20 protein-coding genes are annotated in these 23,594 nt (G+C 65.9%); all 20 read right to left on the bottom strand.

All coding sequences use genetic code 11. From position 1 onward, the window contains the following. Positions 1-28: 28 nt before the first annotated feature. Positions 29-802: a FecR domain-containing protein gene (locus tag H6678_12525; protein ID MCB9474623.1), complete on the bottom strand. Its 774-nt coding sequence runs from the start codon at positions 800-802 to the stop codon at positions 29-31. Positions 803-909: 107 nt separating this feature from the next. Continuing rightward, positions 910-1,581 carry a ribulose-phosphate 3-epimerase gene (rpe, locus tag H6678_12520; protein MCB9474622.1) on the bottom strand — a complete coding sequence of 224 codons (672 nt, stop codon included), beginning with the start codon at positions 1,579-1,581 and terminating at the stop codon, positions 910-912. After that, on the bottom strand, positions 1,578-2,363 hold the full coding sequence (locus H6678_12515; GenBank protein ID MCB9474621.1) for a PASTA domain-containing protein: 786 nt from the start codon (positions 2,361-2,363) through the stop codon (positions 1,578-1,580). The genes rpe and H6678_12515 overlap by 4 nt, the downstream gene beginning before the upstream one ends. Then, positions 2,360-3,652: a hypothetical protein gene (locus H6678_12510; GenBank protein MCB9474620.1), complete on the bottom strand. Its 1,293-nt coding sequence runs from the start codon at positions 3,650-3,652 to the stop codon at positions 2,360-2,362. The genes H6678_12515 and H6678_12510 overlap by 4 nt, the downstream gene beginning before the upstream one ends. Beyond that, the gene (locus H6678_12505) at positions 3,649-4,470 is read right to left on the bottom strand and encodes a lipoate--protein ligase family protein (protein ID MCB9474619.1); all 822 of its coding nucleotides are present in this window, start codon (positions 4,468-4,470) and stop codon (positions 3,649-3,651) included. The genes H6678_12510 and H6678_12505 overlap by 4 nt, the downstream gene beginning before the upstream one ends. 2 nt (positions 4,471-4,472) lie before the next feature. Then, complete coding sequence (lpxA, locus tag H6678_12500) at positions 4,473-5,246, bottom strand: acyl-ACP--UDP-N-acetylglucosamine O-acyltransferase (GenBank protein ID MCB9474618.1); 774 nt, start codon at positions 5,244-5,246, stop codon at positions 4,473-4,475. Between the two features lie 11 nt (positions 5,247-5,257). Beyond that, positions 5,258-6,658 carry a bifunctional UDP-3-O-[3-hydroxymyristoyl] N-acetylglucosamine deacetylase/3-hydroxyacyl-ACP dehydratase gene (locus tag H6678_12495; GenBank protein ID MCB9474617.1) on the bottom strand — a complete coding sequence of 467 codons (1,401 nt, stop codon included), beginning with the start codon at positions 6,656-6,658 and terminating at the stop codon, positions 5,258-5,260. Continuing rightward, positions 6,655-7,719 (bottom strand): UDP-3-O-(3-hydroxymyristoyl)glucosamine N-acyltransferase, encoded by a 1,065-nt coding sequence (lpxD, locus tag H6678_12490; protein ID MCB9474616.1) that lies wholly within the window; start codon positions 7,717-7,719, stop codon positions 6,655-6,657. The genes H6678_12495 and lpxD overlap by 4 nt, the downstream gene beginning before the upstream one ends. Position 7,720: 1 nt before the next feature. Continuing rightward, positions 7,721-8,248, bottom strand: a complete 528-nt coding sequence (locus tag H6678_12485; protein MCB9474615.1) for an OmpH family outer membrane protein — start codon at positions 8,246-8,248, stop codon at positions 7,721-7,723. Between the two features lie 60 nt (positions 8,249-8,308). Beyond that, a complete protein-coding gene (gene bamA / locus H6678_12480) occupies positions 8,309-10,639 on the bottom strand; it encodes an outer membrane protein assembly factor BamA (GenBank protein ID MCB9474614.1) in 2,331 nt (776 codons plus the stop codon). Then, the gene (queF, locus tag H6678_12475) at positions 10,636-11,019 is read right to left on the bottom strand and encodes an NADPH-dependent 7-cyano-7-deazaguanine reductase QueF (GenBank protein MCB9474613.1); all 384 of its coding nucleotides are present in this window, start codon (positions 11,017-11,019) and stop codon (positions 10,636-10,638) included. The genes bamA and queF overlap by 4 nt, the downstream gene beginning before the upstream one ends. Further along, complete coding sequence (locus H6678_12470; GenBank protein ID MCB9474612.1) at positions 11,016-11,801, bottom strand: 16S rRNA (uracil(1498)-N(3))-methyltransferase; 786 nt, start codon at positions 11,799-11,801, stop codon at positions 11,016-11,018. The genes queF and H6678_12470 overlap by 4 nt, the downstream gene beginning before the upstream one ends. Before the next feature lie 126 nt (positions 11,802-11,927). Further along, positions 11,928-13,559: a hypothetical protein gene (locus tag H6678_12465; protein MCB9474611.1), complete on the bottom strand. Its 1,632-nt coding sequence runs from the start codon at positions 13,557-13,559 to the stop codon at positions 11,928-11,930. Beyond that, a complete protein-coding gene (locus H6678_12460) occupies positions 13,556-14,935 on the bottom strand; it encodes a response regulator (protein MCB9474610.1) in 1,380 nt (459 codons plus the stop codon). The genes H6678_12465 and H6678_12460 overlap by 4 nt, the downstream gene beginning before the upstream one ends. A 102-nt stretch (positions 14,936-15,037) precedes the next feature. After that, complete coding sequence (locus H6678_12455; GenBank protein MCB9474609.1) at positions 15,038-15,817, bottom strand: helix-turn-helix domain-containing protein; 780 nt, start codon at positions 15,815-15,817, stop codon at positions 15,038-15,040. A 90-nt stretch (positions 15,818-15,907) separates the two neighbouring features. After that, the gene (gene maf, locus H6678_12450; protein ID MCB9474608.1) at positions 15,908-16,501 is read right to left on the bottom strand and encodes a septum formation inhibitor Maf; all 594 of its coding nucleotides are present in this window, start codon (positions 16,499-16,501) and stop codon (positions 15,908-15,910) included. A 17-nt stretch (positions 16,502-16,518) separates the two neighbouring features. Next, positions 16,519-17,493 carry a UbiA family prenyltransferase gene (locus H6678_12445; GenBank protein MCB9474607.1) on the bottom strand — a complete coding sequence of 325 codons (975 nt, stop codon included), beginning with the start codon at positions 17,491-17,493 and terminating at the stop codon, positions 16,519-16,521. Further along, a complete protein-coding gene (locus tag H6678_12440; GenBank protein ID MCB9474606.1) occupies positions 17,493-19,247 on the bottom strand; it encodes a BamA/TamA family outer membrane protein in 1,755 nt (584 codons plus the stop codon). Before H6678_12440 ends, H6678_12445 begins: the two co-directional genes overlap by 1 nt. After that, positions 19,247-22,645, bottom strand: coding sequence for a hypothetical protein (locus H6678_12435; GenBank protein MCB9474605.1), 3,399 nt, complete (start codon positions 22,643-22,645; stop codon positions 19,247-19,249). Before H6678_12435 ends, H6678_12440 begins: the two co-directional genes overlap by 1 nt. Beyond that, the gene (locus H6678_12430) at positions 22,642-23,493 is read right to left on the bottom strand and encodes a hypothetical protein (protein MCB9474604.1); all 852 of its coding nucleotides are present in this window, start codon (positions 23,491-23,493) and stop codon (positions 22,642-22,644) included. Before H6678_12430 ends, H6678_12435 begins: the two co-directional genes overlap by 4 nt. Positions 23,494-23,594: the final 101 nt, after the last annotated feature.

Raw genomic sequence — 23,594 nt, 5'->3', positions numbered from 1 at the left:
GGATCCGCAGGCAGGCTTCCCGGTTGAGTTACTTGTCCGAAGGCAGTGAGGCGCCTTTCATCCATGGATCCGTTTCTGTGTCATTGAAGCTGCCCTGGCTGACGACCTGGCCGCCTGCCCCGATCACCACTTCCTGCATGTCCTTGACGATCAGCAGCCATTCGTCCAGGCTGACCGACTTGGGGCCCGCCACGGACTGCGGCCCCTTCACCGAGGACGGGGCCTTGCGTGGCCCGGCCTTGCCCACTTCGGTGGCTTCAAGCTGGTCCATCTTCCAGGGGGCGTTGGAAATGCGCACTTCCCCGTGCCAGACCCGCAGCCGGGTTTCCGGCTCTGCTCCACCCTGCCTGGAACTGAGACTGAAAGCGGTGCCGGTGATCGCGGCACCCGCCAGATCGGAGCTGATTTCGAAAAGGTCTTCGCCTTCGTCAAGGCCGTTGACCTCGGCCCAGATTTCGCCTTCGTCCAGGTGCAGGCGGGCCTCGGCCAGATCATCCTCACCTTCGCCGATGAGGCGCTGAACCTCGAGCTGGGTCTCCGGGGCCAGACGGATCCGGCTCTGCTGCTGAATGGTCAGCTCGGCGCGGCTGCTGCGACCGGTGCGCAGCAAATCTCCCTGACTGAAGGAGCTGTCCAGACCTGCGGGCTGCCAGGCGGATCGCGTGGTTTCCGCGTTGCGAAGCGACAGATCGCCTTCCAGAAACACCACACGCCCGCGAACCTGTCCCGGCCCCTCGGAATGAAGGGTGGAGGCAGCCAGCAGGAGCATGGAAAATCCGGCAAGCAGCAGTTTCACAGGCATGAATACTCCCGGTCTGTAGGTGTCTGTTTCAGGAAACTTCCGGCGCTGGGTACGACGTACGGGGCGCAAGTTACAGGTTTCCCCGGGGTTCGGAAACCGAATAGCCATCAGGCACAAGGTCCCAGAGCGGCCTGGCGAAGGGCGCGGATCGCGTCGTCAAGACTGGGCTGGCGGAAGAGGTGGGATCCCGATACCAGAATCTCCGCACCGGCCCGTATACAAAGCGGGGCCGTCTCCTCGTCGATGCCTCCATCCACCTCGATGACCAGTCCCGAACCGGCTGCTCTGGCCATCTCCTTCAGCCTGGTGATCTTGCGCAGCACGGCGGGAATGAAGCGCTGCCCGCCGAATCCAGGGTTGACGGTCATCAGCAGCGCGAAATCGAGGCGCTCCCAGAGCCATTCCAGGGCCGCCGGATCGGTGCCCGGGTTGAGAGCCACGCCGGCCTGGGCGCCCAGATCGCGGATCCTGGCCAGAAGGCGTTCGACATGGGGGCCGGACTCGAGGTGCACGCTGACCATGCTGGCGCCGGCCGTGATGAAGGGCTCGAGCCAGCGCTCCGGTTCCGAGACCATCAGGTGCACGTCCAGAGGAATGGGACTGGCCGCCGCCACGGCACGCACGAAGTCCGGACCATAGGTCAGATTCGGCACGAAGTGTCCGTCCATGATGTCCAGGTGCAGGAGTTCGGCGCCCCCCGCGCGACAGGCTTCAAGCTGGCGCTCCAGAGTCATCAGATCAGCGGAAAGCAGGGAGGGTGCGATGCGTACCGTGTTCATTCTGGATCCTCGCTGGTCTTGTCGCGTCCACCGGCGACGTTGAGTCGCACCGAGACGGATTCGCCCGGCGCCAGCCGACTGCCGGCAACGGGCACCTGGGCACGAATGCCCCGCGGCCGCCCCGGATGATGCTCCTCCTCCACGCTGCCCAGAGTCAGCCCCACCGATTGCAGGCGTCGGCTGGCAGCTTCCAGCCCGCTTCCCAGCAGCCCGGGCACAAGAACGCTCTCCGGGATCGGCCCCAGACTCAGCACCAATCGGACCTTGGTGCCGCGGTTGACCTTGTGGGCCGGGGCTGGAACCTGGCTTAGCACGAGGCCTGCTTCCAGCTCGGCGAACTCCCAGCGCGTGGCCGTCGTGTCCAGTTGCAGACCCAGGTCGGCCAGCAGCATGCCTGCCTGACGCTCACCCTGCCCCGTCAGGTCGGGCAGCGGAAATGCGCTCTGCCCGGCGGACAGGGTGAGATGCACGGTGCGTGCACTCTTGGTGAGCGCTCCTCCCCGCGGAAACTGCTCGATGACCTCGTCGGCCTTGAAGCGGCCAGCGGGGTCGGCCTTGCGATGTTCCACCTCCACCTCGAAACCCAGACTGTCGAGAACCGCCCGGGCCCGTGTGACATCCAGACCCACGACCCGCGGCAGGAGGGTTTCCTTGCCATGCCGCGTGTAGGCGGGCATCACCAGCCAATCCATCAGGGCGAATGTCAGCAGACAGGCCAGCAGCAGGCCCAGCAGGGGCTTGAGCAGGGTCGGCATGGACCTGGAGCCGCGGATCTTCTTCACGTCTTCCTCAGAGCGATCGCCCAGGCGCCACCGGCACCCGACTGACGCCAGGGCAACCAGGCCCAGGCGCCATCGGTATCACGGACCTCATCCGGTACGCGGGCCCCGTCCACACGGAATTCGGGGTGGCGCGCCAGGAAATTCCGGATACGCTGGCCATTTTCCTCGTCAAGCAGGCTGCAGGTGCTGTAGACCAGCACACCGTCCGGTTCCAGCAGCCGGGACGCGGCTTCCAGCAATTCCTCCTGCAGGACGGCCAAGCCCGACTCGATGGGCGAAGAGTCCCGCAGCAGGATCTCGGGGCGACGGGCTACACTGCCGCTGCCACTGCAGGGCAAGTCAAGCAGGATCCTGGGCCAGGCCGGCAGTGCCGGAATCTCGCGCAGGTCGATCTGCTGCACCCTGATCCGCTTGCCCAAACGTCGGGCCATTGACCGGGCGCGCCCTTCGTCCACTTCGTTGGCGGTCAGCTCGATTCCGGGCCAGCGATCCAGCAGCGCCAGACTCTTGTTGCCGGGAGCCGCGCAGGCGTCCAGAACCCTCATGCCAGGTCGGGCATCCAGCAATTCCACCGCTCCCAGCGTACTGGCATCCTGAACCACAAGCCAGCCCTGGTTCAGTCCCTCGAGACCGGCCAGCCCGTCCTCGGGCAGTCTGCCCAGGGTGATGAAGTCACCACCCCACGGATCACGCCTAGGCTCCAGCCCCGCCTCCTCCAGGCGCGCCATGGCTGTGTCAGGCTCAATCATCTCACGGCGCACCCGCAACCACAGGTCCGGCTGGGCCAGCAAGGCCGCGGCCCGCTGCTCAAGAAGCTCCGGCTCAGGGCCGCCCTCACTGGCCAGGGCGGGTGTCAACCATGCGGGCAGGCGGCCCATGGCCTTTGCCGATTCGGCACGTGGGGTTTCTCCGGAACGCAGCATGCCGCGCAGCACACCGTTGACCAGCCCACGCTCGGGCGCCGACACCGATTCCAGTTCGGCCAGCAAGGGGGCCAGCACACGCCAGGGTGGCACTCCCGCATCCAGATCGTGGAGTCCCAGCCTCAGGGCCTGCAGCAAGGTGGACCGAGGAGGGCGGCGCAGATGCGGACCCAGGCGGCGATCCAGGTCGCGACGCAGTTCCAGCACTCCCCGGAAGCGCGAGACGAAGGAACCGCGTTCGGCCCGGTTCCAGCCGGATTGACGGGTCAGCTCGCCCAGGATCAGCTTGTCGCTGTGCGCCCCTCCGTCGACCCGTTCCAGAGCGTGCAGCACTCGGGCCGTGGGGCTGTTGCCTCGCACACTCATCGTGACGCTGGCAGGTTGCGTGCCTCGGGCAGAAACTCGTCGCGCAGGGCCAACAGGGCGTCCTCTTCGGCAGAATCGAAGGGGCGTTCGGTCAGGGTCACGTGATACTCTTCTTCGAATCCCTGTGCCAGAGCCGCGGCAAGCACCCGGAACTCAGGCGCCTGCCCCAGAATCTCGCTCAGACAGGTGGTGGAGCGGGCCAGTTTCTCGCGCGAGCGCGCGCGCAGCTCGGCGTCGTCAAAGAACAACTCGGCGATGCCGTAATGCGCGTCGCCCAGCATCAGGCTGCCGTGCTGCAGCAGGCCGTGTCGCAACTGGCGCTGGGCGCTGCCCACCAGCTTGCGTCCGTCCCAGAGCACCTCGGAACGGGCCGTGGCCGCAAAGCACAGGCCACCCAGCTCCTGTCTGTAGGCGGCCGCCATGTCCACACGGCGACTTTCCTGCCCGCAGGGTACGCCAATGCGCTCCAGGCCGCGGGCCAGAGCGCGATTGATGCGCGCATAGGCCTCGGGCAGGCTGCTGGTATGAAAGGGAGAATCCACGGGAATCGTGACACAATAGGTCAGTTCGTCGGCATGGTAGACGGCCCGTCCGCCCGTTTCGCGGCGCACGACCGGCACCCCGGCGCGCTGGCAGCGTTCGGCCAGGGCGGGGTCCCAGGCCTGGCTGTGGCCCAGCGAGAGGGTCCAGGGGGTCCACTGATACAGGCGCAGATGCAGGGGATCACGCCCCGAACGGCAGAGCCAGGCGTCGGCGGCCATCTGTCGCAGGCCGTCGCCGTGCGGTTCCAGGATCAGCCTTGCCGGGGTTGCAGCCATTCTCACCCCTGGATGATGCCACGCTCCGAGGAGCGGATGAAGTCGGCCATCACGCGAGCGTCTTCGTCGGTGTGAGCCCGCTCTTCCAGTTCGCTCAGCGCCTGACTGGGAGTGGTGCTTCCCTTGCCGTAGATCAGGCGATAGTGGCGCTTGATGGCCAGCAGCCGATCGCCATCATAGCCGCGTCGCCGCAGTCCGACCGAGTTGAGTCCGCAGAACCGCAGGGGCGTGTCGTTGGCCAGCACGAAAGGCGGCACGTCCTTGGTCACGCTGACATTGCCCGCGATGAAGGCGTGATCGCCCACGCGCACGAACTGGTGAATGGGAACCATGCCGCCCACGCTCACGTGGTAGCCCAGTTTCACGTGGCCGGCCACCTGCACCATGTTGGCCAGGATCACCCGGTCCCCGATCTGGCAGTCGTGGGCCACATGCACATAGGCCATCAGCAGGCAGTCGGCGCCGACACGGGTCACACCGGCTTCCTCGGTGCCCCGGGAGAGGGTCACGAACTCGCGGATCACGGTGCGGTCGCCCACTTCCAGCGTGGTGCGCTCGCCGCCGAACTTGAGGTCCTGTGGCACGCAACTCACGCTCGCGCAGTGGAAGACCTTGACCTCGCGGCCCAGACGGGCACCGGCCGAGATCTGGGCCCGCGGGCCGATCCAGCAGCCATCGCCGAGCACGGTATCCTCTTCGATGATGGCGTAGGCCTCGACGACCACGCCCTCGCCCAGCCGGGCCTCGGGATGGATCACGGCCGTGGGATGAATCAGGGGTGACGCGCTCACGAGTTCTTGTCCATGACCACTGCGGACATCTCGGCCGTGCAGACCAGCTGTCCGTCGACCAGGGCCCGGCCCTTCATCGAGCAGAAACCCCGCCGCTGCTTGAGCATGGTCAGTTCCAGCATCAGCACATCTCCGGGCACCACGGGCTTGCGGAATTTCACGTTGTCGAGCCCGCTGAAGTAGACCACCTTCTCCTCGGGCCGATCGTAGCTGTTCAGCATCAGCACTCCGCCGCACTGTCCCATGGCTTCCACGATCAGCACGCCGGGCATGATCGGATGGTCGGGGAAATGGCCGTTGAAGAAGGGCTCGTTGCGTGTGACGCACTTGATGCCGCGCACGAATTCGCCGGGCTTGAGTTCCAGGATCCGGTCCACCAGCAGCATGGGGTAGCGGTGGGGCATGATGCGCTCGATGGCCGCGATGTCAAAGACCCGATCGGCGTGCAATTGGTCCTGGTACTCGCGCTGCAGACTCTGGCGCATCATGTCCTTCTTGAGCAGGCGCACCAGTTCCACATGGGTCGCATGTCCGCCGCGGGCGGCCAGGACATGGGCCTTGAGCGGATGGCCCAGCAGACACAGATCCCCGATCAGATCAAGCACCTTGTGACGCACGGGCTCGTTGACGAAGCGCAATTCGCGGTTGTCCAGCACCCCATTGACCGGGGGCTCGAGCGGGCGACCGGCCAGACCGAACTCGGACTTGAGTTCGTCCAGGGCCGGCTCGTCCAGCTGCCGATCGACGAGCACCAGCCCGCTGTCCAGCGTGCCGCCCTGGATCAGGCCCGCCGAGCGCAGGGCCAGCAGTTCCGAGAGCAGGCAGAACGTGCGCGCTCCCGCATACTCTTCCTCGAACTCCTCCATGCCGTACATCGAGGTGTACTGGGTACCCATGCCGGGCACCGCATAGTCGACCATGTAGGTCACGCGGAATTCGTCGGAGGGCAGCACCACGATGTCCACACCCGCATCGTTGCGGAAAGAGATCGGGCGGTCGGGCACGAAGAACACCCGGGGCTCATCCAGCTCCTGGATGCCCGCCCCGCGGATCAGGCGAATGAACTCACGGCTCGAGCCATCGGCGATGGGCGTTTCCAGAGCATCCAGCTCGATCAGGCAGTTGTCGATGCCCAGACCGGCCAGGGCCGCCAGCACGTGCTCCACGGTGTGCACGGTGGCACTGCCGGAGCGCAGGCAGGTGCTGCGGGTCAGGTCGTCCACATGGTCCACCAATGCGGGAATCCGGACCGGTTTGCCCTCCGCGTCGGGCACCAGGAACACCAACCCATGGTCGGCGGGTGCGGGATGCAGGGTCATGGTCACGGGCACGCCGGTGTGCAGGCCGATGCCGGACATGGTGGCCGGATTGGCCAGGGAACGCTGGTTCTTGATCATTCATCCTCTCCGGCGCTGCCAGCTTCCAGCCGGGCCAGCCGTTCTTCCAGATCCTTGATGGTCTTGCGCAGGGCGGGCAGCTTGCGCAGTGCCGCGCTCTGGGCCAGAAAACTCTCGTGGGACACGGCGGGAAATCCCGCCAGGCGAACCCCGTCGGGCGCGGAGGCCGTGATGCCTGAAAAACCGCCGAGCATCACTCCATCGCCAATCTTCAGATGGCCCGAAATGGCCGAATGCCCGCCGATCACGCAGCGGGCTCCCAGACGTGCGCTGCCCGCAATGCCGGTCAGTGCGGCCACCATGGTGCCCGCGCCGATCAGCACATTGTGCGCGACCTGCACCAGGTTGTCGATCTTGCAGCCCGCGCCGATCTCGGTGGCGCCCATGGTGGCGCGATCGACACACGCATTGGCGCCGATTTCCACGTCGTCGGCCAGGATCACGATGCCGGTCTGGGGAATCTTGCGAATCACGCCGTCGGCCCCGGGTGCATATCCGAAGCCTTCGCTGCCGATCACGGCCCCGTTCTGCAGCACGACCCGATCGCCCAGCACGCAGCGTTCACGCACCTGGCTGCCCGCGTGCAACAGACAGTGATCACCGATCCGGACCTGTTCGTGGATCACGCAACCGGCCAGCAGCACGCTGGCGCGACCGATGCTCGCCCCCGCCTCGATGACCACATGCGGCCCCACATGACAGCCTTCGCCAAGGACAGCGTCCTCGGCAATGACCGCGCTGGGATGAATCGTGGCCGGCCATTCGGTGCGCGGAGGAAAGAACAGCTCCAGTGCGCGTGCAAAGGCTTCGTATGGGTTGTCGTGCAACAGCCAGCTGCGCGATTCGGGATTCTCGAGTGCGGCGTGATCCGCGGGCCGCAGCAGGACCGCCCCGGCAAGGGAGGACGCCGCCAGGTTGCGATAGAGCGGATTTGCCAGGAAACTGAGGTCCCCGGGGCCGGCGCGATCGAGGGGCGCGGGGCCGTTCAGCACCAGGTCCGGATCACCCACCACGCGCGCGCCCAGCTCGCGGGCCAGATCCGCCAGCCGGAAAGCCGCCATGTTACTTCACGCCCTGAAGCTTGTTGAGCACCTTGGCGGACAGCTCGTGATCGATGCTGCTCTCCGAGGCGAACACGACAACGGCCATGGCGTTGTCCAGGATCAGGTCGTAGCCCAGCTCCTCGGCCACGCTCTGGATCGCGGTGTTCACATTCTCGATCAGGGGCTCAAGCAGTTCGCGGTTGCGCTTGGCCACCTTGCCGGTCTCCTCGTCGTAGAAGGACTTCCGCAGGTCTTCGAGCTGCTTGATCTTGCCGTCGATGCGGTCGCGCACTTCCTTCTGCTTGGCCGGGGTCATCGCGTTTTCCTGACGCATGAAGTCGTCCACTTCCGCCTGGATCTCCTGCTCGCGTGTGTTGAGCTGGCGGTCCCAGTCCTGCTTCTCCTCCTGGAGGATGCGCAGGTTGTTGCGGTAATCCTGGTATTCGGCCATGATCAGGCGGCTGTCCACCACACCGATCTTCATGTCCTTGGCCAGGCTCAGTGAACTGAGCAGAAGAATGCAGAGCAGGCTGATTGCAGATTTCACGGGGTACTCCGTTGACTGTGTGTGCCCAGTCGGGTCACGCTTTCGGGGACGCCGGGCGTCCTAGAACTCGCGTCCGAACTGGAAGTGAAATTCCCACTGACCTTCGCGCAACCCGGTGGACCCGTTGAGGCGGTCGAAGCCGTAGGCATAATCCAGACCGATCAGGCCCACGAGGGGCATGTGCAGCCGCATGCCGATGCCGGCGCTGCGCGCCAGATCGTTGAGGCTGGCCGAGCTCACGTTCTTCCAGACGTTGCCCGCTTCGCCGAAGACCAGCCCGTAGACCGTGGGACTGGGGATCAGCTGCACGCGCACTTCGCTGCCAAGCTTGACCATGGTGCGGCCGCCGTCGTCCCCGGTGCCCACGTCGCGCTCGTTGTAACCGCGCAGGCTGGTGCCCACCGACAGCGCCGTGCCGCCCATGAAGAAGCGTTCGTACCAGGGAATCTCGTCGTTGGCGGACAGCCCGTCCACCACGCCGGTCTCCATGGAATTGTAGAACACGAACTTGCCGAAGAAGGGACTGTAGCTGCGCATGGACATGGTGTACTTCTGGAAGTCGTAACTGCCGCCCAGATACCCACCGCCGAACTTGGACTGCAGACGCAGGGTCGAGCCCGTGGTGGGAAATTCCGGGTGGTCGCGGCTGTCGCGCTGCAGCACCAGGGCCATGGTCGAGGACAGTTCGGGATCGTCTTCCTTGAAGCCGCGCTCGATCAGGCTTTCCCGCTCGCTCTCGATGAAGTCGGTGTACACCACCTCTTCCAGAGCGTAGGTGCTGCGGGCCTGGAAGTAGTTGTCCGGCCAGTTCAGACGCTTGCCCAGACTCAGGCTGCCGCCACGGATCCGGCGGTTGAAGCCGTCGGACGTGGTGCGGTTGTTGTAGGTGTCGTACAGGCTGATGCCCGCCAGCACGGGACGGTCGAAGAGCCAGGGTTCCTCGAAGTCCATCCGGATGCTGCGATAGCTCTTGGCGAACTGCCAGTCCAGGGTCAGCTTCTGGCCATTGCCCATCAGGTTGTTGAGGGTGAAGCCCAGGGAGCCCACCAGCTTGTCGCGCTCGCTGTACCCGGCCGACATCGAGATCTGGTCGGTGGTCTTCTCGCTCACGGACACGGTCAGGTCGACCTGGTCGCTGCCCGCGATGTCCACGTTGGGTTCCACCTTGTCGAAGTAGTTCAGGATCGTGATGTCCCGCAGGCTGCGGCGCAGCCGCCCCACGTCGAAGGTGTCGCCCGGGTGCAGGCTCATCTCGCGGCGCAGCACCTTTTCCTTGGTCTTGTCGTTGCCCGCGAATTCCACCCGGCGCACCGAGAAGATGTTGTTCTCGGTGATCTGGAAACGGATGTCGACCACCGACTCGCCGCGGGGCTCCTCGATGGGGTCGACACGCACCTGGATGTAACCACGGTTGTAGTACAGATCCTGGAGGCTCTCCAGGCTGCGCTGGTACTTCTGCTCGTTGTAGGTGTCGCCCGGCTTGAAGAGCAGCTGGTTGCCCAGGAACTCGCCGGGATAGACCGTGTTGCCCGTGAAGCTGACGTCGCCGAAGGTGTACTGGCGGCCTTCGTAGACCCACACGTCCACACGCAGCGCCTTGCCGTCGTCATTGAAGCTCACGCTGTCGCGCTCGACACGGGCGTCGCGGTACCCCTGCTTGCGCAGGAAATCCACCAGATTCTTCTGGTCTTCCTCGAAGGCCGCCGGATCGAATTCGCCCTTGCGCAGAAAGCCCTTGGTGCGGGTCTTCTTCATCTGGCGGGCCAGGCGCCGCTCGCTGAAGGCCTGGTTGCCGTGGAACACCACTTCCCGGATTCGTGTGCGGCGCCCTTCGGAAATGACCACATACAGGGTGCCGCGCGAGTCCTGCACGTCGCGCAGGGTGGCCTCGACCTCGGCCTGTTCATAGCCTTCGCCCTGGTACAGATCCAGCAGGGTCTTGCGGACCCGGAAGACCTCGGCCTCGCCGATGGGTTTGCCCGTGGTGACCACGTCCTTGAGTGTATCACTGAGCTTGAGCTTCTTGAGCTTCTTGTTGCCCAGGATCTCGATGCCGGCCAGCAGGGGTTTCTCTTCGACCTGGATCAGCAGATACAGACCTTCGGGCAGCTCGCGCGCGATCTGGATTTCCACATTGGAAAAGCGCTCCAGGCTCCAGAGTTGGCGAATCGCGTGCTGGATGTCCTCGCCCGTGAGTGACTGGCCATTGACCAGGCCACTGTTGATCCGGATCAGGTTCTCATCGGTGGCGAGATTGCCCTCGACCGTGATGCCCAGCAGGACATTGGTACCGGCCTGGGCCCACGAGGGCGCGGCCTGCAACAGCCCCAGCAACAGCACCAGGCAGAACAGACCCCGGGACAGCACTCCGCGTGTGACCACTGTGTTCATGCGCCGGCACTGCCACGTCGCACGGTGGTGGAGATGCCGCCCCGTGCGTTGAACCGCCCTTCCACCAACAGCCGGCGAGGTTTCAGCGCCGCACTGAGATCCTGGTGGAACAGATTGACCACGTTCTCGTGAAACACGCCCATCTCGCGGTAGGACTGGGCGTACTCCTTCAGGGATTTCAGCTCCAGGCAGAGTGTGTCGGGGACATACACGATGCGCAGGGTGGCAAAATCCGGCTGGCCGGTCTTGGGGCAGTGGCAGGTGAACTCCGGCAGGGTTATCTCGATTTCCGTGTCGCTTTCCGGGAACTGGTTGGGCCAGGCCTCGATCGAAGGCCGCTGCCCGTGGCTGCGGGCATGTGCGTCGGTATAGGCGCTCAACGTGTCTCCTTGGTACTGCTTTTGACGGGTGACGCCTGCATTGGCGCACCCTGCCTGAGCAAGGCCACCTGGCCTGCCAGAACACTCAGGGCGGTTTCGACCCGCAGGATCCTGGCACCCAGGCTATGCTCTTCAAAACCCGCCGCGTTGAAATGTTCCAGCTCGTGGTCCTGCCACCCGCCTTCGGGGCCGATGGCCAGACAGATCCGGCCTGGCAGGGTCTGTCCCCACAAGGCACCCAGTCCGGGCGCGGAACCCGGGTGTGGCAGCAGGCGGCGAGTCGAGGGTGCCAACACCTCCGGCAGCCGGTCTTCCACGAAGGGGCGAAACAATGGATGCAGTTCGATGCGCGGCATCCGACAGCTTCCTGCCTGCTCCATGCCCGCCAGCAGGTGGCGTCGCCATTCCCCGTCGCTGAGCAGGGGCGAGGCGAAGAAGCTCTTCTCCACGCGGGCGCTGCGCACCAGAAAAAGGCGCTCGACGCCAAGCTGGGGCAGAGCCAGCAGCACCTTGCGCAAGGTCTGGGGTCGGGGCAGGGCCAGAACCACATCAAGGCCCAGACTGTCTTCCTGCGGCTGATCCGCTTCCTCATGGAAACGGGCCTCCGCCCCGGGCAACAGGTCGTTCACCAGAATGCTGCCGGGAGTCCCGTTGACGATACCGGCCCGCAGACGCTGGCCCGCGGTGGCCCGCAGAACCTCGCGCAGGTGAACCGCCTGGGCCGCACTGAGCAGCACCCTGTCCCCCTGTCGCTCGGAGGCGAAGAAGAGCAAACGGTTCATTCCCATCCCTTGGCCAGGCCTGTCCGAAGCGTGCTTCGGAAGCAAAGCGCTGAAGATAGGAAAAGATGGCTGCGGAATGTGGGGCCAGCATGGAAAGGCGTGGGGCCGGCCCGGGTTTTCGGGGCCTCAGGCCGGCTGGGGACTCTCACTGCGCGGATCCAGCACCTGACGGGCGGTGTCCAGGTCCAGGAAGATCGGCAGGTAGACTCTGAAGGTGCTGCCCCGGCCCAGTTCCGAGTCCAGCTCCAGCCGCCCGCCCAGCAGTTCCACCAGGCGCGCGGTGATCGCCAGACCCAGCCCGGTTCCGCCATGCTGGCGCTTGCTGGAGCCGTCACCCTGGCGGAAATGCTGGAAGATCAATTGACGCTCGTCGGGATGGATCCCGATGCCCGTGTCGCGCACTTCGAAGACCAGCATGCCTTCGCGTCGGAACAGCACCAGGGCGACGGAACCCCGATCGGTGAACTTGATCGCGTTGCCCAGCAGATTGATCAGAATCCGTTCCAGCTTGCTGCGATCCAGCACCGCGTAGATGTCGGGGTCCGGCGACTGCAGGCCGAAGTCCAGTTCCCGCTCGTGTGCCAGGGGTTCCAGATGGGCCACGGTTTCCCGTGCGATCGAACTGGCATTCACCAGTTCCAGATCCAGGCTGAGCTTGCCGGATTCCATGCGCGAATAGTCGAGGATGTCGTTGATCAGTTTCAGCAGGGTGTCGGAACTGGTGCGCACCCGTTCCAGGCTCAGTTGCTGGCGCGCGCTGAGGCCTTCTTCCTTGAGCACGATCGAGGTATAGCCCTTGATCGCGTTCAGCGGTGTGCGCAGTTCGTGTGACATCGAGGCGAGGAATTCCACCTTGAGCCGCGAGGATTCGGCGGCCGCGGTTTCGGCGTCGTCCAGTTCGCGCTGTTTGGCCCGCAGGCGCAGTTCCAGCTGCTGGACCTGCAGGGACTGCTGGGCCAGTCCGTCGCGCAATTCACGGTTGAGCAGCTTCAGCTGACGCAGGGTCCGCCGGTTCTGCAATTGGGTCTGCAGCAGCACACACAGTTCCAGTGCCAGGCGATGGCGCCCCCCGGAGTAGGCTCCCGCAGCCCAGCCGACCAGCAGGCCTCCCTGCCAGGTCTGCTCGGCATTCAGCGGAATCACCAGCAGACGGTCGAGATCCCGGCTGCGCATGAAATCCACCAAGGGAACCCACTCGGCACCCCGGGGAATGTCCTGCAGACGCCACAATCGGTCGGGCGTCCGTTCCTGGACGGTCTGCTCCAGCAGCGCCAGCAGGACCTGCTCCTCACTGGCCAGATAGTGTTCCGCATCGGAGTAAGGATCGCGGGCTTCGTCCTCGGCTGGATTGCGCAGCAACAGATCCAGATAGGCCACATCCAGCACCTGGCGCGAATCGTCCAGCACCTGCTGGACCAGATGGTGTACGGCTCCACCTTCCTCGAATCGCACGAGCAATCGTTCAAGCAGCCCCGCACGTTCCACTTCGGCGACCCGGGCCGACTCGAGCAGCACCAGGCGAGTGCCCGCGATCCGCAGCAGTTCCACCGCGCGCAGGGGTCCGGCGGGGCCGGAAAGCCGGGAGTGTTCCATGGAGAATTCGGCCGTGGGCAAGGCCTGGCGGAAGGCCTTGTTGCGCAGCCAGGCCTGCCCCGAAGGCCCCACCAGGGCCAGAGCGCGTGACTGGCTGCGATGCAGCGCGCGCAGTACCAGCAGGAAAGGCAGCAGCCCCAGCACGATGCCAGAAACCAGGATCATCCAGGTTCACCGGGTGTGGTGGAAGGCCTGCCGGGCAGTTCGGGCACACGTCGGGATTGCAGCAGACGGATCGTGCCGGTGAGCCGCTCCAGGCTGCCCGCCAGATCGGCCAGCAGCGCCTTGCGGCGTTCCACGGAGGCTTCGGAGATCAGCTCGGCCACCAGCAGACGGCAGGTGTCCAGCGTGGGCTGGAAGCTCATGAAGGCCCGTTCGCCCACGGCTCGTGCCTGCTCCAGAGCGGTGAGGCGCAAGTGTCCACGTTGCAGCCCGAACAGTGTGACACGCGCACGAACCCGCATCAGCAGTTCCTCGGGATTCGGCGGGTGAGTGAGGATGTCATCCACGCCCGCGCGCAGGGCACGGCCGCGGAAATCACCACTTTGGGCGCGCGAGATCAGCAGCGAAAACGGGGTGATGCCTTCTGCAGAGGCGAAAGTCGACAGCCAGTGCGGAATCTCGGTTGGCAGGACCTGGTTCAGCACCAGCACCCAGGGGCGCAATCCGGGCTCCAGCTCCTCGGTGCCACTGACCCGCAGGATGCGCCAGCCGTCCTGACGCAGAGTCATGAACCAGGCGGGAAGCTGCTCGCTGATGGGATCCGCCACCAGGATCAAGGGACCTTCCTCATCCACCCGATCTCCCGGATCAGCGGGTCCCGACGAGGCATCCAGGTCCACGATCTCGGTGCCGCAGGCGTAATCTTCGGTGCGGAACCTGTGCAGGGTCGCCAACTGGGCCGCCAGATTCATCGTGCGTTCCAGGCAGCCATCCACCTGCAGCAGTCGCTCGCGTTCCTGTTCGTGCTGGCTGCCGCGACCGATCATGACCTGCAGCAGCTGCAGAAATCCGGTGGCTCCCGACAGGGGCTGACTCAGTTGGTGTGCGGACGTGCCGATCATCGCCAGTCGCGCCCGTGCGCTGCCCAGACGTTCTTCCTCGAGGCGCAGGCGGCGAATGCGCAGCTGCACCTCGATGCGTGCCCGCAATTCGTCGGAGTCAAAGGGCTTCACCACGTAATCTTCGGCGCCCGCAGAGAAGCCTTGGGCCTTGTCGCCCAGTTCGCCACGGGCGGTCAGCAGAATCACGGGAATCTCACGGGTTTCAGGGCGCGTCTTGAGAAGCTGGGTCAGCTCCAGGCCGTCCATCCCTGGCATCATCACGTCCAGCAGGATCAGGTCCAGTTCCGGTTCCTGTTCGATGATGCGCAGAGCTTCCCGCGCGCTGCCCGCACCAATGCCTTCGAACCCTGCGTCCTGCAGCTCGAAGAGCAGCAGATCCACATTGAAGACGTCGTCGTCCACCACAAGAATGCGTGCGGGTGGCAGGGCCCCGGAAGGGCCGGCAGGGTCCGGAGTGTTGCGCAGAGTGTCAGGCATGGTTCCTTATCGTCCCGTCACGCGGACAGTTCAGCAGCTTTCGGGTGGGGGATGGTCAATGGAACTCGAGGGCACATCCACATGGCGGGTCCGGAGCGGTCCTCAGCGTGGAGACGTGCGCACGCCCCGCCCCGAGAGATGGATCTCACCCGGGCCACTCAGCGAATCGAGGAACTGCGGGGCGCCGTCCAGCAAGACGCTCAGATCTTCGCAGCGCTCGACAAGCACGGTGATTTCGGCCGTGGTTTCCAGCGCCAGCAGACTGTCGGCACGCAGGGTGCCCGAAAAGAAGACACTGTCGCCCGAACTGACTTTCAGGGTGCCGCTGCTGGCCAGTCGCATCTGGATCCGGCGCGGGGTCATTGAGGACTGCAGCCAGTTGGTGCGTTCCTGGTCGGCACGCACCCGTTCGAGGGTCCGGTTGAAACTGGGCTGACCCGCGTCCGCGGGATTCGCGGTGTGAGTGAAAAGCCAGACCACCCAGAAACTGCCAGCCACGACCAGCAGGAAGGCGAACAGCACCAGTAGTTTCTTGCGCATGGGTATCAGTGCCAGCAGGGGCGGCACCAGTTCGGCGTGTCCGCCTCCTCCCGCGGGCCGGACCACGGGTCCGCTGAGATCACGGGTCTGGGGGCGTCCGCCCTCGGCGGGTTTCCAGTCCAGCTCGTCGAAGTTGCGCAGCACCCGGTCGAGGTTCATGCCCACCGTTTCGGCGTAGCTGATCAGGTAGCCGCGCAGATACGGGAATGGAACCTCCTGCCACTCGCCATTTTCCAGGTGCGTGAGATAGCTCAGGCTGATCATGGTCTCGGAAGCGATTTCCTTGAGCGTGATCTTCCTGAACTCGCGGGCGACCTTGAGTTCCTGGACAAATGCCTGCAAGGGCGTATGGGACGGTGTGGCAGGTTCCGGCATAGGGGGCGAATTTAGGGCAATCTCATCAGTCAGAAAATTTTAAGTGCCACTAGTTGTTCACTCCGTGCTTTTTGGTGCATGGCTGGCACAGAATTCCAGCAGGTGGCGATAGAGGCGCGACACGGGCAGGCCCATGACCGTGAAATAGTCTCCGCGCAGTTCCTGAACCAGCAGGGCTCCCAGATCCTGGATGCCGTAGGCGCCCGCCTTGTCCATCGGCTCGCCGCTGGCCACGTACTGGCGGATCTGGGCCGCACTCAGCGGGTGAAACCGCACGTCGCAACTCTGTTGGTCACTCTCCACCGGACGCACATGGTCAAGCAGATGCAGGGCATAGCCCGTGTATACCCGGTGCCAGCGCCCCGAAAGGCTTGCCAGCATCCGCTCCGCTTCCTCCGGGCTGCCCGGTTTGCCCAGGATCTGCCCATCCAGCACCACGATGGTATCCGCGCTGATCACCAGACTCGAAGGATTCTCGAGGGCCACCGCGGCACCCTTGAGGCGCGACAGTGCCTGCACGGCCTCAGCCGGATCGGTGCCGTCGGGAATGTGTTCGTCCACTTCCCTGACCAGCACCTTGAAGTCCAGCCCGATGCGCTGCAGCAGTTCGCGGCGCCGAGGGCTGGCCGAAGCCAGGATCATGGGGGGCAGCCAGTCGGGGTTGTCGATCATGGGAGACTCTCCATTTGCGTAGAACGTGCCGCATGGGCCTCTGGTCGGTCGGTGCGAGCCGAGGTCTGCCAGATCCAGACACTGTAGATCAGCAGGCCCACCAGCATCACGACCTTCCAGAGACGCTGGGCCCCACCGGCCGAGCGCGGCGAATCCGGTTGCCAGTTCCAGATGGCCCAGAGCCCAAGGGGTGCGGGAAGCAGGCACAGTGCCCAGGTCAGCCCCCACTGATGCGACAGCAGCCCCAGCAACAGACCGGTCAAGGGCACGAGGCAGGCCACGGCCAGCAGCAGGCGACGCAACACGGAACCGGACACCAGCATCGGCAGGCTGCGCCGCCCGGCTCGCTGGTCGCCCTCGCGGTCTTCAGCATCCTTGAGAACTTCCCGGATCCAGCTGACCACCAGTGCGAAGCCCATCAGCGAACGGGCCGGCCACCCTGGTCCGCCGGGCAGGCCCAGAGCCAGTGCTCCATAGATCACGGCCGCCGCGCTCAGCAGGGCCACCAGGAGGTTTCCGACGAAGGGCCATTGCTTGCCCCGCCATGCATACAGCCACAGCAGCAGCAAACAGACCGCTGCGATCCCCGTGGGCCACGGGGATGCCAGCCGCATGGAAAGCAGACCCGCCAGGATCAGGCTGCCTGTCTGCAGGCCCAACGCCAGCAGGCAGGCTTCCGCGGGGCGGACCTTTCCCGAGGGCAGCGGGCGCCCGGGCCTGTTGATCCGGTCTTCGGTCTGGTCGGCCAGATCATTCAGCACATTGCCCGCGGCCAGCGCCAGAGCCGTGACCGCGGCCGCGATCAGCAGCGTGACTCGCCCCGTCGGATGCGCCAGGGCCGCAGGGTCTTCGCAGAGGCCCCCCAGCATCACCACCGGTACGCTCAGCAGCACGTTCTGCGGGCGGCAGAGCGCCAGCAAGCCCCGCAGGAGGTCAGCCGTGTCTCGGGTTGTGGTGTCGTGATGCATCATCAGAAGCGGCTGCTCAATTTCACGTGAATCAATCCCTCACGCAGCCCCAGGCCTTCGCCCAAAGCGTACTCCACGGCCAGCACTCCCTGCGGGATCGGCAGGCGGATGCCCGCACCCTTGCCCTGCCGCGTGAAGGCCGGATCCGTGCCCGCTTCCATGCGTGCCCAGTCCCAGAACAGATAGGTCCGGCTGGCCCGCCCCAGGCGCCAGCGCAGCTCGCCCTGCCCCAACCCCCAGGTGCTGGCCCGGAACTGGTTTTCGCGGTACCCTCGTGGACCGGCGGCTCCGCCCAGAGCGAAGCGCTCTTCGAGCTGCAGGTCCGCACGCGACAATCTGCCAGCCGCCAGTCGCAGCGAGAACACCAGACGCCCCAGCCCACTCGAGCCCCCGGGCGGGCGCAGGTAGAACTGGAAATCACTCTGCTGGCGCCAGAAGACCTCGTCTTCTCCACGAGCGGCCAGCCCCCGGAAGGTCAGGGCCTTGCGCGACACACTCTCGGTGCGCAGCCCCGCACGCCAGCCCCGCGTGGGATTGAGCGCGTCATCGCGAAAGTCCGCTTCCAGCCAGCCGCCGGCCACCACGGCGCTGCTGTGATCCATGCCCAGAGTCACCCAGCCATTGAGCGAGTCGGGCAGGATTTCGCGCAGGGCCAGCGAGGCACCGCCTTCCAGCCCGGGCACCAGTTCCCAGTCGGCTTCCAGCGAGCCGCTGCGGCTGAGCCAGGTGCTGTCCTGGATCTGCTGGATCACCTGTCCGCCCAGACCCAGGGGCAGTCCGAACACGAAGGGTTCGCGATAGCGGAAGAGCAGTTCCTGTGACACACCGTCGGGGCGGGCCGCCTTGAGATTGAGCCTCCGCCCGGTGCCCAGCAGATTCTCCAGGTCCAGAGCCAGCAGGAAGCTGACCCGCGAGGATTCGTTCTCGCGCCCGGGCAGGAGGCCCACCAGACCCTCGAAATGGTAACTGGGCAACTCCTCCACTTCCACCAGCAGCAGATGTCCCTCGGGCCCCCGCGCCAGTCTCGGTCCTGTGACAGAGCTGAACCAACCACTGCGTTGCAGACGCAGCCGGGCCTGGCGGTTGCGTTTGGGCGACCAGACCTCGCCACTCCTGAGCCGCCCCAGCCGCTCCAGAGTCAGCGGCAGGCTGTTGCTCAGACCCACGAAACGCACGGCTCGGGGACGAATGGTTTCCAGCCGGCCCAGCACCAGATCAAGGTCCAGTTCCAGCCTGTCATCCCGGGGGAAGAAGGCGGCCTGGCGGATCTCCAGCGTGGCCAGTGCACGCCCATCACTCTCGAGTTCTTCCAGAATGGTCAGGAAGGCATCGTCGAGCACACCGGCGCGCAGGGGGCGGCCCGGCTGCAGCAAACGCAGACCGGCCAGATCCGGCAGACTGTCGGGGCTCAGCGTCACACGGCCCAGCACGAGCACGGGACCTTCCTCGAGGCGCACCCGTTCGACCGTTCCACCCAGCGCCCCGGGAGCCCGCAGGCTCAGCTGGGGAAAACCAGCGTCGGCATAGAGCCTGGCCAGACTGTCCAGGCTGGCCTGCCAGTGACGCTGACTGACGGTCTGACCGGCGCCCAGCACTTGCCGCAGGACATCCACACTGAATTGCTGGTTGCCTTCGACCTGCAGTTCCCGCGCGATCACCAGGCTGTCGGGCAGGACCGCGATCTGGCCACAAGTCACACGTGACAGGCCCAGCAGGCAGAGGGTCAGCAGGACCCAGGTCGTGAGACGCGCGCCCATCAGAAGAAACTCTGGATCTGAGCCCGGCCACTGTGTACGGCCTGGCGCTCGGGCAGGCGGTCCATGTGCCAGGAGAGACTGAAACTGGTGGCCCGCCCGATGCGCGTGCGGGCCTCGGCGCCGGCCCGGATGGTCTGTCCCACGCGCGCTCCGTTGAGCAGCTCGTAGGGAATCCGTTCCGCGTCAGACCAGCACTGCTGCCAGCTGAAATCCAGAGTCAGCGACCCTTTGATTCCGCGCCGCCACTCCAGCCGGGGATCGACGCGCAGGGTCGTGGCCAGCAGATCCAGCACCGCCTCGCGGCCGCGCTCGCCGCGCACCGTGGTGCGCACTTGCAGGTCCTTGCGCAGATCCCGCGTGATCTCGCCCTCCAGCGCCCAGGCCAGCACCTCACGGTTGGCCGAGGCCGTGTTCAGGTAGCGCGTGGCCTGGGCCCGGCGCAGACCTTCCAGCTGCACGCGCGTGGTGCTGGCCGTGCGCGTGCGACAGCGCAGTCCCCATTCACGCAGGGTGCGTCGCAACGGGTTCTGCAACTGGCGGCGGTCCAGTTCCTGTTCCTCGTTCCAGCGCAGACGCCAGGTGCGGTCGGCGCGATCTTCCAGTTCAAGATCCTGGCGCACGCGGATCGCACCACTGAGGATCGAGTCCCCGAGCACGGTCCCCGGCTGCAGGGTGTAAAGCCGCGCGGGACTGGAGACCGGCCCCCGTCCTTCCAGTTCGAGGTGTGTGTCACTGGCCACCCCGGGCAACGCGGGCGGGGTCAGACGCAGACTGCCTTCCAGGCTGACCGCGGCCACCCGGCGGCGAGTGCCGGTATCGTAGCTCAGCGCCACCCAGGAGCCGTCCGGGTCGGGCACGAAGATCCCCGGTTCGAAGGGGTCCGGACTGTAATCGCCCTGCAGGCTGTCCACCTGGACATACTGGGTGATGCGGTCCTGCACCAGGCTGTTTTCGGCCCGATACAGCAGGCTGCCTTCCACATCGCGAGCACTCAGGCGCAGGTCCAGCAGAGCCAGATCGCTGACCGTCGAGGCGGAATCTCCGCGCACCCAGCGGGTTTCGCGATGGCTCCAGTCGGTTTCGCCATCGAGACCATTGCCCGTGTTGAGTCGCATGCGCAGGCGTCCGGTATCCGTGGTGCTCAGGTCCTGCCATCCGGGGGTTCCTTCCAGAGTCTGGCGCAGGCGGCGGCTGCCGTCCAGACGCAGAGTCAACCAGTCCCCCAGGGGGCGCCAGCCCGCCAGTTGCCATTCGGTGTGACGCAGGCCGCTGGCGCTGGCCGCTGCGGGCAGTTCCCGGCTGGTTTCGCTGTCCAGACCGGCACGCAGGGTGTTGGGGCCCAGATCCTGCTCCACTCCACCGCTCACCCGTTGCCAGTCGGAACGGCGCAAACCTTCGCGCAGACGGCGCCAGCTGCCCTCATGATCCACGCGGGTATGGCGCAAGGGGGAAAAACGGTTGCGCAGGCTGAGCATGCGGCTGGTGAGATCTCCCCGATCCAGCAGGGAGACACGCGCACGCTGGGCCAGACTGTCACCCTGCTCGATGGCCGCCTCCAGATCCAGGCGCAGCAGATCCTCGGCGCCCTGCCGGCTCAGCCCCCAGGTTCGCTCGAACTCGATCTCGTCGCTGGGTGAGAAGCTGCGGAACTCGGCGCGTTCGCCGGCGAAGGTGGCGTTCAGCCGGGGGCGCCCCAGTGGTACGCGGCCCAGCGCGAGCGCGCGTCGCCCCTGCAGACCCAGCCCCAGACGCAGTGCCCCGCCCAGATTGTCCTGGTCGTCTTCGCCCGAGAACAGGTTCTGGTCCTGGCGTGAGACGGCGCTCTCCAGTTCCAGCCGGAAGATTCCGGGCTGCCAGCGTGTCACAAGATCCACCACGTCCAGCTGCTGGGGCGCAGCCAGCGGCACGACAGGTGCCCAGGCTCCCGCACGCTCGCCCACGAAACTCCACCAGGGGCGGCCGGCCGTGGTGAAACGGCGTTCGTAGTCCCCCAGAAACTGTCCCTGGCTGTCCCGCCCCAGTTCGGTGAACCGCAGCTCCCAGATGTACTCGGCGGCCAGGCTGTCGGGCGGGTCCTCATTGAACTCGTAGCGCCCCCATTGCCCTTCGTCCGAGAGTCTGCGGTAACTGCCGTCGCCGGGGTCGGTCAGGCGCGCTCCACTGCCCAGGCGACCTTCGGGGGAATCGCCGGCCTGCGCCAGCAGCAGGCGATCCTCGTCCCCCAGAAACTGGTCCAGCGGGTTGTCGGGGTCGTCCCGTTCGGAGGCCGCGGCCACCGTGACGCTGAAGTTGCCCTGGCTGGCCTGCCCCTCAAGACCCAGCAGACGACGGTTGTAGACCCGCTCGCTGTATTGGTACTCCACCGTGATCCGTGTATCCGCGGTGATCGGGCGCCGCGCGGTGAAGTGAAGCTGGCCCAGACTGTAATCAATGGTATAGTCCCGGTCTTCCCCGCGGCTCACGGGCAGTCCGTCCAGCCAGACCCGCTCGCTGCCCGCCAGCACCAGAATGTCGTCGCGGCCCTGATCGGAGAGCAGCTGCCAGGGCCCCTGGACACCGTCCTGTCCGGCCAGTTCCAGGCGGCGGGTGCGCCCGCGGGCCAGCGCCCCCCAGGCCCGCAGCAGATTGTCCCGGTCGCGCCAGCCGCCTTCCAGACCATCCACGGTACGTTGGTACTCCAGATAATGCCTGTCCGCGAGGGAGAGGTCGAAGTCGCCCATCAGCGTGTGCCAGTGCGGGCTGCGCACGGAGACATGGATCCGGTCGATCTCCTCGAGAGATTCACTGCGGCCTTCGGGAAGCAGTGGAGTGCTGCGATCGCTGAGAAAAGCTTCCACATCCACATTGCGGCCCAACTGGCCTTCGACCTGAAGCCGCAGCCCGGATTCCATGCCCACGCCCGAGCCGCCTCCGACCCGGATCGCCCGCAGGAAACTGCCGCTGTAGCGCAGGGTGTTCTCGCCGTCGCCGTCCAGTGGATCCAGCGCGGGGGCCAGGCTGTCTTCCTCGACTCCTTCCGGCCCCACCCAGGGCAGACTGCCCTCAGGGTGCAGGCTTTCGGTTGCCGGCAGGGACAGCCGGATCACGCGCCAGTTGATCAGCAGGGTCTTGCCCAGGTCGCCCGACGACAGCAACTGGATCCGGCCGCTGTGGGCTTCCAGCAGATAGTCCACACCGGGCTCCAGCCGACGACCTTCGGCGCGCACCACGAGGGAGGCGGGATCGAGGGGAAACTCGGGCAATTGGATTTCCGGGCTGGCCTGGACCAGCCACTCGCGGTCGAGCAGCAGATCCAGGCCGGGAATCCCAAGGCTGTCAGCGGCCGAGGACTCCGACTGGGCCAGCCCCGACCCCACGAGCAGCAGAACCAGCAGCAGCGCCGCCCACAGACACTTCATGGTGTACCGGAGTCCTGCCAGGGCAGGGTACAGCGCAGCGCCGGAGCGCCTTCGCGGCTGATCCAGACCTGGTTCTCGAGATGCAGAAAGTCCAGGGGAAGACTTCCTTCGGGCAGCCTGGGCAGGCGAATGCTGGCTCCGGACTCCTGGAGTTTCAGTCCAGCCTCATCGCGGATCAATTGTACGGGGCCGTCGCGGCCAGCACGAATCAGGAGCAGGCCCGGTACACTGCGGGCCTCGCCGCGAGTGCCGTCGATGCCAACGCGGACCAACAGCCCTTCCGTGGCCCGGCGTTCAAGCAGCCAGAGATCCAGCCCGTCCAGAGCCATCGCGTCGATGCGGGCCAGACCCGAGCCATTGCGGCCATATCCGAAAAGCGGCTTCCAATGAGAACCGCGGTCGTCACTGAGGCGCACACACGGTGGTGCGGCGCTGGCCACCAGCAGGACCCCGGCCCCTCCGCTGGCCAGCAGATCGGGCCAGTCGCAGTCGCGGTCTCCCTCGCGGGGCAGCGCGATCACATCCAGAGTCTGCAGCGTGCGATTGAGCAGGCACAACCGGCGGTTGTCCCGGTCCACCACCAGGATCTGCAGCCCCTGGGAGGCGTCCACGTCGCCGGGCGCGCGGAATGAGCCCATGCCGCGCCCGCTGCCCCCTGTGCTGTGCCAGAGTTCTCCGCTGGCCGAGAGCTGCAGCAGCTTGTCCCGCAGGGGTGCCAGAGCCAGCAGCCCCGAGTCCGGATGGGCTTCCAGCGCGGCCAGCACGGGCAGCCCGGTCTGTTCGACCCACCCCGCCGACCGGCCCGCTCCGGCCAGACAGAGGGTGAGTATCAGGACAAGGATCGGCACGGTTTCCCGCTCCAGAATTATGGCTGGCAACGGCGAGCATCCCGGGTCCGGGCAGAGGGGGTATCACGGACCATCGAGGCCGCCGGAGATGGCATTTTCCA

Source organism: Candidatus Delongbacteria bacterium, from assembly GCA_020634015.1.
GTDB lineage: Bacteria > CAIWAD01 > CAIWAD01 > CAIWAD01 > CAIWAD01 > JACKCN01.
Note: the sequence above shows the minus strand (reverse complement) of the source record. Positions and strands in the feature narration are given on the sequence as shown.

Coding starts and splice junctions, on each gene's coding strand:
- lpxD (MCB9474616.1), bottom strand. CDS start 7,719: ATGGCGGCTTTCCGGCTGGCGGATCTGGCCCGCGAGCTGGGCGCGCGC.
- H6678_12445 (MCB9474607.1), bottom strand. CDS start 17,493: ATGATGCATCACGACACCACAACCCGAGACACGGCTGACCTCCTGCGG.
- H6678_12525 (MCB9474623.1), bottom strand. CDS start 802: ATGCCTGTGAAACTGCTGCTTGCCGGATTTTCCATGCTCCTGCTGGCT.
- H6678_12470 (MCB9474612.1), bottom strand. CDS start 11,801: ATGAACCGTTTGCTCTTCTTCGCCTCCGAGCGACAGGGGGACAGGGTG.
- bamA (MCB9474614.1), bottom strand. CDS start 10,639: ATGAACACAGTGGTCACACGCGGAGTGCTGTCCCGGGGTCTGTTCTGC.
- H6678_12440 (MCB9474606.1), bottom strand. CDS start 19,247: ATGGGCGCGCGTCTCACGACCTGGGTCCTGCTGACCCTCTGCCTGCTG.
- H6678_12505 (MCB9474619.1), bottom strand. CDS start 4,470: ATGGCTGCAACCCCGGCAAGGCTGATCCTGGAACCGCACGGCGACGGC.
- H6678_12435 (MCB9474605.1), bottom strand. CDS start 22,645: ATGAAGTGTCTGTGGGCGGCGCTGCTGCTGGTTCTGCTGCTCGTGGGG.
- H6678_12495 (MCB9474617.1), bottom strand. CDS start 6,658: ATGATCAAGAACCAGCGTTCCCTGGCCAATCCGGCCACCATGTCCGGC.
- rpe (MCB9474622.1), bottom strand. CDS start 1,581: ATGAACACGGTACGCATCGCACCCTCCCTGCTTTCCGCTGATCTGATG.
- H6678_12510 (MCB9474620.1), bottom strand. CDS start 3,652: ATGAGTGTGCGAGGCAACAGCCCCACGGCCCGAGTGCTGCACGCTCTG.
- H6678_12465 (MCB9474611.1), bottom strand. CDS start 13,559: ATGATCCTGGTTTCTGGCATCGTGCTGGGGCTGCTGCCTTTCCTGCTG.
- H6678_12460 (MCB9474610.1), bottom strand. CDS start 14,935: ATGCCTGACACTCTGCGCAACACTCCGGACCCTGCCGGCCCTTCCGGG.